Source organism: Haemophilus parainfluenzae (assembly GCF_036288925.1).
Lineage (GTDB): Bacteria > Pseudomonadota > Gammaproteobacteria > Enterobacterales > Pasteurellaceae > Haemophilus_D.
In genome coordinates, this window is sequence record NZ_CP127167.1 from 837,473 (window position 1) to 852,615 (window position 15,143).

Sequence of the window (15,143 nt, forward strand, 5' to 3'; positions counted from 1 at the left end):
AACGAATTAATGTTTAATAATATAAAGGTTACGTAAGTAGATGTGATCTTGCGGATCTTTGCCTGAATAACCTTTTACGTAAGGTTTCACTAAGCGTGGATTCACATAGTTAAAGATTGGTACGATCCCGTAATCTTTTGCAAGAATTTCTTCGGCTTTCGCATAAGCTTTTGCACGACCTTCTGCATCCGTTGCGACATAAGATTCAGCAATGGCTTTATCATATTCTGGGTTCGCGTATTTCGCGGTATTGTTACTCGAATTAGATAAGAAATAGTTGCCGAATGTTGTTGCTTGGTTGTAATCCGCATTCCACCCAGCACGCGCCACATCATAACGACCTGCACGACGGCTATCAATGTAAGTTTTCCACTCTTGGTTTTCTAATTTCACATCAATTAAACCTTTAGTGTTCGCTTTCCACATAGAAGCTGCAGCAATAGCCACTTTTTTGTGATTTTCATTGGTATTGTAAAGAATACTGAATTTCAACGGATTCGCTTTGCTGTAACCAGCTTCCTCTAAGAGTTTAATGGCTTCTTCATTACGTTGTGCCATTGGTTCTTTTGAATAAGCAGGTTGTTGAATGAAATGACCTTCTTCGATGTAAGTTGGAGTAAACACATAGGTTGGTGTTTGACCTTGGCCTAAAACTTTATCGGTGATCACATGACGATCAAGGGATAAGTTCAAGGCTTTACGAATATTCACGTTATCAAAAGGCGCTTTCTTATTGTTTAACTCGTAAGAATAGGTCGCAAGAGTTCGTGTCGTGAATACTTCACCAGGCAATTCTTTTTGTAATTTAGCAAATTGTTCTGGTGGTAAGGCGTAGCTTGTCATATCTAAATCGCCTGCACGATAACGCGCCACATCGGTACTTGGGTTCTCAATAGCGAGAAATGTTGCGCTATTGATTACGGTTTCTTTATCGTTCCAATAAAGTGGGTTACGTTCAAATTCGATTTTTTCGTTAATGATGTGGTTAGCGAGCTTATACGCACCGTTACCCACGTAGTTTTCTTTTTTCACCCATGCATCACCCAATTTTTCGACTACTTTTTGTGGTAATGGCAATAAGGATTGGTGAGTCGTTAAACTGACCGCATAAGGCACAGGATTGGTTGCATGAACAATAAAGGTGTAATCATCTTTTGCTTCCACGCCTAATTCAGCCGGTTTTTTCTTACCGTCAATGATGTCTTGCGCATTTTCAACTTGTAAATAACTTAAGTAACTTGCGTAAGGTGCAGCAGTTGCAGGATCCACTAAACGGCGCCACGCAAATACGAAGTCGTGTGCTGTAACAGGATCACCGTTTGACCATTTAGCATCTTTACGTAAATGGAATGTCCAGGTTTTGAAGTCAGGTGTATTTTCCCAGCTTTCCGCCACACCCGGTTGAAGTTTACCCTCAGAGTCTGAGGTGACTAAGCCTTCAAGTAATTGATAAGCAACGTTAGATTCTGGTACACCTTCGGTTTTTTGTGGATCAAAACTTTGCGGTTCAGCCCCATTATTGAACACGATATGCTGTTTTTCATCTAATTGCGTTCCCTCAGGTAGTATAACTGCTTGCGCAGAATAGGAAAGAGCAAGAGCGATTGCTGAGAAGAGTAGTTTGTGTTGCATTTGAGCCTCCTTGTTATTAGGTGATATTTTTATAAGAGTCTTCCACTTATTAGCTCAAAAAATTATTTTTGTAAAGATTTGTAAGGGGATTATTTGAAGAAAAATTGAGTTTTGTGATTTGTGTCTAATAAATCGCTAAAAAAATTGCTAAAAGTGATGATATGAGAGGAGAAATCTAGAATGTATTGGTTTTTCCTATCGCAAATATTTTGCTGGAGAAATTACCTTTTTAAAGCTAATTATGCTATCTTAACTCAATTAGATTCAAACAAGTCCATTCAAGGAGAATATAATGACAACTCAGTTAGATTCACTTCGTAAAATGACCGTCGTTGTGGCTGATACTGGCGATATTGATGCAATTAAAAAATACCAACCGCAAGATGCAACAACAAACCCATCTTTAATTTTAAGTGCTTCAGCATTACCTCAATATGCACCATTAATTGATGAAGCGATTGCTTATGCAAAAGCGCAAAGTGCGAATAAAGCACAACAATTAATTGATGCAGAAGATAAATTAGCGGTAAACATTGGGTTAGAAATTTTAAAAATTGTTCCGGGACGCATTTCAACAGAAGTAGATGCGCGCCTTTCTTACGATACCCAAGCAACCGTTGAAAAAGCACGTAAACTTATCGCACTTTATAATGCGGCAGGCATTTCAAATGATCGTATTTTGATCAAAATTGCTTCAACATGGCAAGGTATTCGTGCGGCAGAAATTCTTGAAAAAGAAGGCATTAACTGTAACTTAACGTTATTATTCTCCGAAGCGCAAGCTCGCGCCTGTGCTGAAGCGGGTGTTTATTTAATTTCGCCATTCGTAGGCCGTATTTTAGACTGGTACAAAGCAAATACCGATAAAAAAGAATATGCGCCAGCAGAAGACCCAGGTGTCATTTCTGTAACCAAAATTTATAACTATTACAAAGAATATGGTTATAAAACGGTGGTGATGGGCGCAAGTTTCCGTAATGTAGGCGAAATTATTGAATTAGCAGGTTGTGACCGTTTAACGATTGCACCCGCTTTACTCAAAGAATTACAAGAAAATTCAACCGCACTTGTACGTAAACTAGAGTACAAAGGTGAAGTAAAAGCGAAACCTCAACCGTTAACTACTGAAGCAGAGTTCTATTGGCAACATAACAGCGATGCGATGGCAGTTGAAAAATTAGCAGAGGGAATTCGCAAATTTGCAGTTGACCAAGAGAAATTAGAAGCAATGCTTTCAGCAAAACTTTAATTTGATAGAGAAGAAAGTGCGGTTGGAAATAACCGCATTTTTTATTCTTATCATAAAATGTTCTAACTCTTAATAATTAGTTCTTGACTAACTCACCAAAGTCATTGAAAATTCAAGATAAGTTTTGCTAAAGCAAAATGGGAACTGCGACTTTTGATACAAAGAGCGGTCATTTTTTTCTTTTTTCGGAGCAAATATATGTCAGGTATTTTTGAACAAACTCCTGCTAATCGTCGTCGTTATGGCGTAGCGATTTTTGTTGGTATTATTGCAGGTTTGATTTCTGCATTCGTAAAATGGGGTGCAGAGCATCCATTTCCACCGCGTAGTCCAATTGATTTCTTCGCGGCAGCATGTAAAGTAGACATTACAGGCTTAAGCCAAGATCAAATTCTTCAAGTCTGTTCACGTGCATTCTTAAACCCACCACACGTATTCTTACGTGATTATTTAGGTATTGATCCAACTCAAGCCGTATTTACTTTTGCAGATCATGGTTTTGACTGGATTGGTGTGACTCACATTACTTTCTCATTAGTATTTGCTATTGCTTACTGCTTAGTGGCAGAACGTTTCCCTAAAATCAAATTTTGGCAGGGTATTGGTGCTGGTTTAATCGCCGATATTTTTGTGCATTACATTACTTTCCCTGCATTGGGTTTAACACCACCTGTTGCAGAATGGCCGTTATATGAACATATTTCTGAATTAGTGGGACACATTTTCTGGTTCTGGACAATTGAGATTATTCGCCGTGATCTACGTAACCGTATTACTCACGAGCCCGATGCAGAAATTCCATTAAAAAATACAACAGAATAATCAATCTTTTTGAGTAAGAATGCCACCAATAAGGTGGCATTTTTACTGACATTGAAATCCAAAATATCGTTTTACAAGAAAGTTAGTACTAGAATTTAAATAAATTTTTTGTAGTTATCTCTCAAGTTGGTTAGAATAAAGACAATTTTTTGTAATAGGAAAGTGGAATGAAAAAAGCACCTTTACTTGCAGTAAGCTTAATGACAACGGCTGTTTTAACAGGTTGTGCAACCAAAGCTGATGGTGAACGCAATGATAAATTAGAAGGTTTTAACCGTACGATGTTTGATTTTAACTATAAAGTCATGGATCGCTATGTGTTGGAACCAGCAGCAAAAGGCTGGCGTGATTACGTGCCAACACCGGTTACAAAAGGTCTATCCAATGTGGCAAATAACTTGGATGAGCCGGTGAGCTTTGTTAACCGTTTATTAGAAGGTGAACCGAAAAAAGCCTTTGTTCACTTCAACCGCTTTTGGATTAACTCAACCTTTGGTATCGGTGGCTTATTTGACTTTGCAAGTGCAAGTAAAGAATTACAGGTTTATGATCAACGTAGCTTTGGTGAAACATTGGGCACCTATGGTGTAGATGCAGGTACTTATATTGTATTGCCAATTTATAATGCGACGACACCTCGTCAATTAACGGGTGCAGTAGTTGATGCAGCTTATACCTATCCTTTCTGGAATTGGGTAGGCGGTCCGTGGTCACTTGTAAAATATGGAGTGCAAGCGGTAGATAAACGCTCGAAAACATTGGATCAAACCGAGTTGCTCAATCAAGCACAAGATCCTTATGTTACCTTCCGCGAAGCTTATTATCAGAATTTAGAATTTAAAGTAAATGATGGCAAAGTAAAAGAAAGCTCACAGAAAGAATTGTCTGATGATGTATTAAAAGAGATTGATTAAGAATACTCGTATAAGCGATAAAGTCACTTATATGTTAGGATAGCAAGCGTATTTATTCGTCAATATTAAAGGAGAATATCATGACTAAAATCATTCACACAGAAAAAGCCCCAGCAGCAATCGGTCCTTATGTTCAAGCGGTAGATTTAGGTAATTTAGTTTTAACATCTGGACAAATTCCCGTTAATCCGGCGAATGGTGAAGTGCCGAAAGATATTGTGGCACAAGCGCGTCAATCTTTAGAGAATGTGAAAGCGATTATTGAACAAGCGGGTTTGGCCGTGGGTGATATTGTGAAAACTACTGTGTTTGTGAAAGATCTGAATGATTTTGCAGCAGTAAATGCAGAGTACGAGAAGTTCTTTAAAGAAAACAATCATCCGAATTTCCCAGCTCGTTCTTGTGTAGAAGTGGCTCGATTACCAAAAGATGTAGGTGTGGAAATCGAAGCAATTGCGGTAAGAAAATAGTCGCAAAGTGCGGTTAAAATCTGCAGATTTTTTCTACAATAGACTTTACAAGAGCGAGATTAATCACTATAATCTCGCTCCTAAATTACGCTCAGCGTAAAATTTCTGGTTGGTGCTTGACCTATTCAAGCCCCGTCCAAGACCGTAGGGAATGGTTAGCAATAATCGTCTTAATAATCCTACGTAGATGGTGAACAGAATAAGAATATTTCTTGCTTCTGGGCACCGAAGTCGTCCTAGTCTGAAAGATAACTCTTTCGATGAGGTAAATTAATTCCGAGAAATCGGAGTGTATTCAGGAGCTAAAAGCCAATGGCATTAAATCTTCAAGACAAACAAGCAATTGTTGCCGAAGTAAATGAAGCAGCCAAAGGTGCACTTTCAGCAGTAATCGCGGATTCTCGCGGTGTAACTGTTGATAAAATGACTGAATTACGTAAAGCAGCTCGTGAAGCGGGTGTAACAATGCGCGTTGTTCGTAATACTTTATTACGTCGTGCGGTTGAAGGCACTGATTTCGAATGCTTACAAGATACGTTTGTAGGTCCAACACTTATCGCATTCTCTAATGAACACCCAGGTGCAGCAGCACGTTTGTTCAAAGATTTTGCTAAAGCAAACGATAAGTTTGAAATTAAAGGTGCAGCCTTTGAAGGTAAGATCCAAGATGTTGAATTCTTAGCAACATTACCAACTTACGAAGAAGCAATTGCACGTTTAATGGGCACAATGAAAGAAGCTGCGGCAGGCAAACTTGTTCGCACTTTTGCGGCATTACGCGACAAATTACAAGAAGCAGCTTAATCATTAAGCGTTTCTTACTTCATTTAACTTTATTAATTTTAGGAATTGATTGTTATGTCATTAACTAACGAACAAATCATTGAAGCGATTGCTTCTAAATCTGTAACTGAAATCGTTGAATTAATCGCAGCGATGGAAGAAAAATTCGGCGTTTCTGCAGCAGCAGTAGCAGCAGCTCCAGCAGCTGGCGGCGCAGCTGCAGCGGCAGAAGAAAAAACTGAATTCGACGTAGTTCTTGCTGAAGCTGGTGCTAACAAAGTAGCAGTTATCAAAGCAGTACGTGGTGCAACTGGTTTAGGCTTAAAAGAAGCTAAAGACTTAGTTGAATCTGCTCCAGCTAACTTAAAAGAAGGCATTTCTAAAGAAGAAGCTGAAGCACTTAAGAAAGAATTAGAAGAAGCTGGTGCAAAAGTAGAAATCAAATAATTTTTGATTCACTTATGTCCTGTTTCTCAGGCTTAATGGCTGGTGGTTTACCATCAGCCATTTTGTGCTATCAAAAACAGTACAAAAAAACAGATAGGCATTTTCCGTTTAATGGTATCTGTTTCCACTTAAATTAATCAGACGTTTTAATTTAAGTAGCCCACTACAGAAGTAAGGTTCAGAGTGCGGTATCCGAAACGGCGTCAATCTCCGATATAAATAAAAAACGTCAATCAATTTGACCGCACTTTTTTTATATCAACTCGGTCTCACTAAAATTTACAGAGGAAAACCAATAATGGGTTACTCCTATACTGAGAAAAAACGAATTCGTAAAGACTTCGGCAAACGTCCGCAAGTTTTAAATGTACCTTATTTATTAACTATCCAATTAGATTCTTTTGATAAATTCATTCAAAAAGATCCTGAAGGTCAACAAGGCTTAGAAGCTGCATTCCGTTCTGTTTTTCCAATCGTAAGCAATAACGGCTATACAGAATTACAATATGTTGATTACCGTTTAGAAGAGCCAGAGTTTGATGTACGTGAATGTCAAATTCGTGGTTCCACTTATGCGGCAGGGTTGCGTGTCAAATTACGTTTAGTTAGCTACGATAAAGAATCTTCATCACATGCAGTAAAAGACATCAAAGAAAGCGAAGTGTACATGGGAGAAATCCCATTGATGACTGATAATGGTACCTTTGTGATCAATGGTACCGAGCGTGTTATCGTTTCACAATTACACCGTAGCCCAGGCGTATTCTTTGATTCTGATAAAGGGAAAACACACTCTTCAGGTAAAGTGCTTTATAACGCACGTATTATCCCTTACCGTGGGTCTTGGTTGGATTTCGAATTTGATCCAAAAGATAACTTATATGCACGTATTGACCGCCGTCGTAAATTACCGGCAACCATTATTTTACGTGCATTAGGTTATACGGTTGAAGAAATCTTAAACTTATTCTTCGACAAAGTAACGTTCGAAATCGCTGGCAATAAATTATTAATGACCTTAGTACCAGAGCGTTTACGCGGTGAAACGGCGACATTTGATATCGAAGCAAATGGCAAAGTCTATGTAGAACGTGGTCGTCGTATTACAGCTCGTCATATCAAAGCATTAGAAAAAGATAATGTGACACAAGTTGAGGTGCCAACGGAATACATTATTGGTAAAGTTTCTGCAAAAGATTACGTTGATCTTGATTCTGGAGAGATTATTTGTCCAGTTAACAGTGAAATTTCATTAGAAGGATTAGCGAAGTTATCTCAAGCGGGCTATAAAGTCATCGAAACATTGTTTACTAACGATTTAGATTATGGTCCATATATTTCTGAGACATTACGTGTTGATCCAACTTACGATCGTATAAGTGCATTATATGAAATCTATCGCATGATGCGTCCAGGTGAACCACCTACACCCGAATCTTCGGAAGCGTTATTCAATAACTTATTCTTCTCTGCAGAACGTTATGATTTATCTGCAGTAGGTCGTATGAAGTTTAATCGCTCGTTAGGTATTCCTGAAGGCGAGGGGACGGGTATTTTAAGTAACGACGATATCATTGGTGTGATGAAAAAACTCATCGACATCCGCAATGGTCGTGGTGAAGTGGATGATATCGACCACTTGGGTAACCGTCGTATTCGTTCCGTAGGTGAAATGGCAGAAAACCAATTCCGTATTGGTTTAGTTCGTGTAGAAAGAGCGGTTAAAGAGCGTTTATCTTTAGGCGATTTAGATGCGATCACGCCACAAGACTTAATTAATCCAAAACCAATTTCTGCGGCAGTGAAAGAATTCTTTGGTTCTTCACAACTTTCGCAATTCATGGACCAAAACAATCCATTATCAGAAGTGACACATAAACGTCGTATTTCTGCATTAGGTCCAGGCGGTTTAACGCGTGAACGCGCAGGCTTTGAGGTACGTGACGTACATAACACCCACTATGGTCGTTTATGTCCAATTGAAACTCCTGAAGGTCCAAACATCGGTTTGATCAACTCACTTTCTGCGTTTGCTCGTACGAACGATTATGGTTTCTTAGAAACCCCGTATCGTAAAGTGGTTGATGGCCAAGTAACTGAAGAAATCGAATATTTATCTGCAATTGATGAAGCGAACTACATCATTGCACAGGCGAACTCAAATCTTGATGAGAACAATCGCTTTACTGATGCATTCGTTACTGCGCGTGGTGAGCGTGGTGAATCTGGTCTTTATAAACCAGAAGAAATTCATTATATGGACGTTTCAACTCAACAAGTGGTATCTGTGGCTGCAGCGTTAATTCCATTCTTAGAGCATGACGATGCGAACCGTGCCTTAATGGGTGCGAACATGCAACGTCAAGCAGTTCCGACTTTACGTGCTGATAAGCCGTTAGTGGGTACAGGTATGGAAAAACCAATCGCACTTGACTCAGGTGTGGCGGTTGTTGCGAAACGTGGTGGTACAGTTCAATACGTTGATGCGTCTCGTATCGTTATCAAAGTAAATGAAGACGAAACTGTAGCAGGCGAAGCGGGTATCGATATTTATAACTTAATTAAATACACCCGTTCTAACCAAAATACCTGTATCAACCAAATTCCTTGTGTGAATTTAGGCGATCCAATTAACCGTGGTGAAGTATTAGCTGATGGTCCTTCAACAGATTTAGGTGAATTAGCATTAGGTCAAAATATCCGTGTGGCGTTCATGCCTTGGAACGGTTATAACTTCGAAGACTCAATGTTAGTTTCTGAGCGTGTTGTACAACAAGACCGCTTCACGACAATCCACATTCAAGAATTATCTTGTGTGGCACGTGATACTAAATTAGGTTCTGAAGAAATCACTGCGGATATTCCAAACGTAGGTGAATCTGCATTAAGCAAATTGGATGAATCAGGTATCGTTTATGTGGGTGCTGAAGTGAAAGGTGGTGACATCTTAGTCGGTAAAGTAACCCCTAAAGGCGAAACGCAATTAACACCAGAAGAAAAATTGTTACGTGCAATCTTCGGTGAAAAAGCATCTGATGTGAAAGACTCTTCATTACGTGTACCAAACAGCGTAAGTGGTACTGTAATTGACGTTCAAGTCTTCACCCGTGATGGCGTAGAAAAAGACAAACGTGCATTAGAAATTGAAGAAATGCAGTTAAAACAAGCTAAGAAAGACCTTTCTGATGAATTAGAAATCTTAGAAGCTGGCTTGTTTGCTCGTGTACGTAATGTACTTATTGCAGGCGGTATTGATGCGGTTCAGTTAGATAAAATGGATCGCACTAAATGGTTAGAACAAACCATTTCAGATGAAGAAAAACAAAACCAATTAGAACAGCTTGCTGAGCAATATGAAGAATTACGTAAAGAGTTTGAACACAAACTTGAAGTACAACGTAAGAAAATCATTAAAGGCGATGATCTTGCACCAGGCGTGTTAAAAGTGGTTAAAGTTTACCTTGCGGTGAAACGTCACATCCAGCCGGGTGATAAAATGGCGGGTCGTCATGGTAACAAAGGTGTTATCTCGAAAATTAACCCAGTTGAAGATATGCCATACGATGAGAATGGCCAACCTGTTGAAATCGTATTGAACCCACTGGGCGTACCATCTCGTATGAACATCGGTCAGATCTTAGAAACCCACTTAGGCTTAGCGGCGAAAGGTATCGGTGATCAAATCAATGCGATGATCAAACAAAAACAAGATGTTGAGAAACTTCGTGGCTATATGCAAAAAGCATACGATTTAGGTCATGGCGCACAAAAAGTTGATTTAAGCACCTTTAGCGATGACGAAATCATGCGTTTAGCGGAAAACCTACGTAAAGGTTTACCGGTAGCAACACCTGTGTTTGATGGTGCTGCTGAGCAAGAAATCAAAGAAATGTTGAAACTCGGTGGCTTACCAACTTCAGGTCAGATTACGTTATATGATGGCCGTACTGGTGAGAAATTCGAGCGTCCAGTAACTGTAGGTTATATGTACATGCTCAAATTGAACCACTTAGTTGATGACAAAATGCATGCTCGTTCAACCGGTTCTTATAGTCTTGTTACTCAACAACCACTTGGTGGTAAAGCACAATTCGGTGGTCAACGTTTCGGTGAGATGGAGGTATGGGCACTTGAAGCATATGGTGCAGCTTACACCTTACAAGAAATGTTAACCGTGAAATCCGATGACGTGAACGGCCGTACGAAGATGTATAAAAACATTGTCGGTGGCAACCAACAAATGGATCCGGGTACGCCAGAATCTTTCAACGTAATTATGAAAGAAATCCGTTCACTTGGTTTGAATATCGAGTTAGACGAAGAGTAATCGACAAACCGGTCTTCCCCTGTTCGCAGGGGAAGCAAAAGGAAGAAATCACCGAAGTGCGATTAAAAAACAAAATATTTTTGACCACACTTTGAAACCCTTAACTCCGACAGGAGACTATTTGTGAAAGACTTAGTTAAGTTTTTAAAAGCACAATCAAAAACGAGTGAAGATTTTGATGTGATTAAAATTGGGTTAGCTTCTCCAGACATGATCCGTTCGTGGTCATTTGGTGAAGTTAAAAAACCTGAAACAATCAACTATCGTACGTTCAAACCTGAGCGTGATGGTCTTTTCTGTGCACGTATTTTCGGGCCAGTAAAAGATTACGAATGTTTATGCGGTAAATATAAACGCTTAAAACACCGTGGTGTGATTTGTGAAAAATGTGGTGTTGAAGTTACACAAACTAAAGTGCGTCGTGAACGTATGGGCCATATCGAATTGGCTTGTCCAGTTGCACACATTTGGTTCTTAAAATCACTTCCATCCCGTATTGGTTTATTACTTGATATGCCATTACGTGATATTGAACGTGTGCTTTACTTTGAAATGTACATCGTGACCGAACCGGGTATGACCGATTTGGAACGTGGACAGTTATTAACTGAAGAACAATTCCTTGATGCAGAAGACCGTTGGCAAGATGAATTCGAAGCGAAAATGGGTGCTGAAGCAATTCAAGATTTACTTAAAGGTATTGATCTTGAAGTGGAATGTGAAAAATTACGTGAAGAGTTACAAGAAACTAACTCTGAAACAAAACGTAAGAAAATCACTAAACGCTTAAAATTATTAGAAGCTTTCCAACAGTCTGGTAATAAACCAGAGTGGATGGTGATGACGGTATTACCGGTACTTCCACCAGATTTACGTCCGTTAGTACCATTAGATGGTGGTCGTTTTGCAACATCTGATTTGAACGATTTATATCGTCGCGTGATCAACCGTAACAACCGTTTAAAACGTTTATTAGATTTAATTGCACCAGATATTATCGTGCGCAACGAAAAACGTATGTTACAAGAATCTGTGGATGCGTTATTAGATAATGGTCGTCGTGGTCGTGCGATTACGGGTTCTAACCGTCGTCCATTAAAATCACTTGCGGATATGATCAAAGGTAAACAAGGTCGTTTCCGTCAAAACTTATTAGGTAAACGTGTTGACTATTCAGGCCGTTCTGTAATCACTGTAGGTCCATACTTGCACTTACACCAATGTGGTTTACCGAAGAAAATGGCATTGGAATTATTCCGTCCGTTTATCTATGCAAAATTAGAAAGCCGTGGTTATGCAACCACAATTAAAGCGGCTAAGAAAATGGTTGAGCGTGAAGACGCGATCGTTTGGGATATCTTGGCAGAAGTTATTCGTGAGCACCCAATTCTATTGAACCGTGCACCGACACTTCACCGTTTAGGTATTCAAGCGTTTGAACCACTTCTAATCGAAGGTAAAGCAATCCAGTTACACCCACTTGTTTGTGCGGCGTTCAACGCGGACTTCGATGGTGACCAAATGGCGGTTCACGTACCATTAACACTTGAAGCGCAGTTAGAAGCACGTGCGTTAATGATGTCAACCAACAACGTACTTTCACCAGCAAACGGTGATCCAATTATCGTTCCATCACAAGACGTGGTGTTGGGTCTTTATTATATGACCCGTGAAAAAGTAAACGGTAAAGGCGAAGGCATGTTATTGCAAGATCCGCGCGAAGCTGAAAAAGCGTATCGCACAGGTGAAGCGGAGTTACATTCTCGTGTTAAAGTACGTATTACTGAATATGTGAAAAATGAAGCTGGCGAATTAGAAGAGAAAACCACATTAACCGATACCACTATCGGTCGTGCAATCTTATGGATGATCGCGCCGAAAGGCATGCCTTATTTATTGTTCAACCAAACATTAGGTAAAAAAGCAATTTCTAAACTCATCAACGAAGCTTATCGTCGTTTAGGTTTGAAAGAAGCAGTAATGTTTGCTGACCATATTATGTATACCGGTTTTGCTTACGCTGCACGTTCAGGTTCTTCTGTGGGTATCGATGATATGGTTATCCCAGAGAAAAAATATGAAATTATTTCTGCAGCGGAAGAAGAAGTGGCAGAAATTCAAGAACAGTTCCAATCTGGTCTTGTAACAGCTGGCGAACGTTATAACAAAGTTATCGATATTTGGGCTGCGGCGAATGAGCGCGTAGCGAAAGCGATGATGGAAAACTTATCTCAGGAAGAAGTCATCAACCGTGAAGGTAACCCTGAGAAACAAGCTTCTTTCAACAGTATCTTTATGATGGCTGACTCTGGTGCGCGTGGTTCTGCAGCTCAGATTCGTCAGTTAGCAGGTATGCGTGGTTTGATGGCGCGTCCAGATGGTTCGATCATCGAAACCCCAATTACAGCGAACTTCCGTGAAGGTTTGAACGTACTTCAGTACTTTATTTCAACCCACGGTGCACGTAAAGGTTTGGCGGATACCGCATTAAAAACAGCAAACTCGGGTTACTTAACTCGTCGTTTAGTTGATGTAGCACAAGACTTAGTGATCGTTGAAGATGACTGTGGTACACACGAAGGCTTAGTCATGACTCCATTAATCGAAGGTGGCGATGAGAAAGTTCCACTTCGCGAATTAGTGTTAGGTCGTGTTGTAGCTGAAGATGTGTATAAACCAGGTACAGAAGAAGTTTTAATTGCACGTAACACGTTATTAGATGAAAAACTTTGTGATGTGTTAGATGCAAACTCAGTGGACAGCGTAAAAGTACGTTCTGTTGTAACTTGTGATACTGACTTCGGTGTATGTGCGAAATGTTACGGTCGTGACTTAGCACGTGGTCACCTCATCAACCAAGGTGAAGCAGTGGGTGTTATCGCTGCTCAATCTATCGGTGAGCCAGGTACACAGTTAACCATGCGTACGTTCCACATCGGTGGTGCAGCTTCTGCAGCCGCGAAAGAATCTAGCGTACAAATCAAAAACAACGGTACTTTACACCTTGCTAACGCAAAATTCGTTGTGAATGACGAAGGTAAATTAGTGTTAACTTCTCGTAATACTGAGTTAACCGTAACCGATGCATTCGGTCGTACGAAAGAACACTATAAAGTGCCTTACGGTACGGTATTGAATAAAGCAGATGGTCAAGAAGTATCAGCAGGTGAAACAGTGGCAAACTGGGATCCACATACCATGCCAGTTGTCTCTGAGGTATCAGGTTTTGTGAAATTCGTTGATATCGTGGACGGTTTAACTGTAACTCGTCAAACGGATGAATTAACCGGTCTTTCTTCTATCGTGGTACAAGACGTGGGTGAACGTGCAACAGCAGGTAAAGATTTACGTCCAACCATCAAATTAGTTGATGCAAAAGGTAACGATATTTTCTTACCTGAAACTGATGTTATTGCACAATACTTCTTACCAGGTAAAGCAATCGTAAGTTTAGATGACGGTGCGGAAGTGAAAGTGGGTGAACCACTTGCACGTATTCCACAAGAATCTGTAGGTACTAAAGATATTACTGGTGGTCTTCCACGCGTTGCTGATTTATTCGAAGCTCGTAAACCGAAAGAGCCTGCTATTTTGGCAGAAATTTCAGGTATCGTGTCCTTCGGTAAAGAAACCAAAGGTAAACGTCGCTTGTTAATCACCCCAACTGAAGGTGAAATCTACGAAGAAATGATTCCAAAATGGCGTCAGCTCAACGTATTTGAAGGTGAGATGGTAGAACGTGGTGACGTGATTTCTGATGGTGCAGAGACACCACACGATATCTTACGTTTACGCGGTGTTCGTGCTGTAACTGAATATATCGTAAACGAAGTGCAAGAAGTTTACCGCTTACAAGGGGTAAAAATTAACGATAAGCACATCGAAGTTATTGTACGTCAAATGTTACGTAAAGCAGTCATTACGAAAGCTTATGACAGCGAATTCCTCGAAGGGGAACAAGTTGAAGTAGCTCGCGTGAAAATTGTGAACCGTAAACGTGAAGTGGAAGGTAAACCACCGGTTGAATTCGAACGTGAATTACTTGGTATTACCAAAGCATCATTGGCGACAGAATCCTTCATTTCTGCGGCATCGTTCCAAGAAACCACTCGCGTGCTTACTGAAGCTGCGGTGGCGGGTAAACGTGATGAATTACGCGGCTTGAAAGAGAACGTAATTGTAGGTCGTTTAATCCCTGCAGGTACTGGTTTTGCGTATCACCAAGGTCGTCACAAAAAACGTATTGTAGACGATGTTGTGATTAAATTGTCTGAAGACGATGAAGCAGCAATTGCTGATGAATTTGTCATGACAGCAGATGATGCAACCGCTAACTTAGCAGAAATGCTTAATATGGCAGATGATGCAGAGTAATCGCTAATCAATAAAAGAAAACCCAAGTTTAAACTTGGGTTTTTTATTATCTTAATACAGAAAGAGCGGTTAGGTTTTGATGAATTTTTCTTTTGGAAAAGTATTGTAAAATGACCGCACTTTCT

The 15,143-nt window shown here is 40.0% G+C and carries 9 protein-coding genes; 8 read left to right on the plus strand and 1 reads right to left on the minus strand.

Features of this window, described 5'->3' with window-relative positions:
- Nucleotides 1-6 precede the first annotated feature (6 nt).
- Nucleotides 7-1,632: an ABC transporter substrate-binding protein gene (locus tag QQS40_RS04280; protein ID WP_329506368.1), complete on the minus strand. Its 1,626-nt coding sequence runs from the start codon at nucleotides 1,630-1,632 to the stop codon at nucleotides 7-9.
- Nucleotides 1,633-1,924: 292 nt separating this feature from the next.
- Between QQS40_RS04280 and tal the strand changes: the two genes are divergently transcribed.
- The 8 genes from tal to rpoC all read left to right on the plus strand — a co-directional run bounded on the left by tal (nucleotide 1,925) and on the right by rpoC (nucleotide 15,018).
- Entirely contained in the window at nucleotides 1,925-2,881 is a 957-nt protein-coding gene (tal, locus tag QQS40_RS04285) for a transaldolase (protein WP_289902104.1), read from the plus strand.
- Between the two features lie 198 nt (nucleotides 2,882-3,079).
- Nucleotides 3,080-3,703 (plus strand): YagU family protein, encoded by a 624-nt coding sequence (locus QQS40_RS04290; RefSeq protein ID WP_289902103.1) that lies wholly within the window; start codon nucleotides 3,080-3,082, stop codon nucleotides 3,701-3,703.
- 167 nt (nucleotides 3,704-3,870) lie between these two features.
- Nucleotides 3,871-4,617: an MlaA family lipoprotein gene (locus QQS40_RS04295; RefSeq protein ID WP_289902102.1), complete on the plus strand. Its 747-nt coding sequence runs from the start codon at nucleotides 3,871-3,873 to the stop codon at nucleotides 4,615-4,617.
- An 80-nt stretch (nucleotides 4,618-4,697) separates the two neighbouring features.
- Nucleotides 4,698-5,087 (plus strand): RidA family protein, encoded by a 390-nt coding sequence (locus QQS40_RS04300; RefSeq protein WP_289902101.1) that lies wholly within the window; start codon nucleotides 4,698-4,700, stop codon nucleotides 5,085-5,087.
- A 312-nt stretch (nucleotides 5,088-5,399) separates the two neighbouring features.
- On the plus strand, nucleotides 5,400-5,891 hold the full coding sequence (gene rplJ, locus QQS40_RS04305) for a 50S ribosomal protein L10 (protein ID WP_005694693.1): 492 nt from the start codon (nucleotides 5,400-5,402) through the stop codon (nucleotides 5,889-5,891).
- A gap of 54 nt (nucleotides 5,892-5,945) precedes the next feature.
- Nucleotides 5,946-6,317 carry a 50S ribosomal protein L7/L12 gene (rplL, locus tag QQS40_RS04310; protein WP_049357197.1) on the plus strand — a complete coding sequence of 124 codons (372 nt, stop codon included), beginning with the start codon at nucleotides 5,946-5,948 and terminating at the stop codon, nucleotides 6,315-6,317.
- A gap of 298 nt (nucleotides 6,318-6,615) precedes the next feature.
- Nucleotides 6,616-10,644: a DNA-directed RNA polymerase subunit beta gene (gene rpoB, locus QQS40_RS04315; RefSeq protein ID WP_329506376.1), complete on the plus strand. Its 4,029-nt coding sequence runs from the start codon at nucleotides 6,616-6,618 to the stop codon at nucleotides 10,642-10,644.
- 123 nt (nucleotides 10,645-10,767) lie between these two features.
- Nucleotides 10,768-15,018, plus strand: coding sequence for a DNA-directed RNA polymerase subunit beta' (gene rpoC, locus QQS40_RS04320; RefSeq protein WP_297568313.1), 4,251 nt, complete (start codon nucleotides 10,768-10,770; stop codon nucleotides 15,016-15,018).
- Nucleotides 15,019-15,143 lie beyond the last annotated feature (125 nt).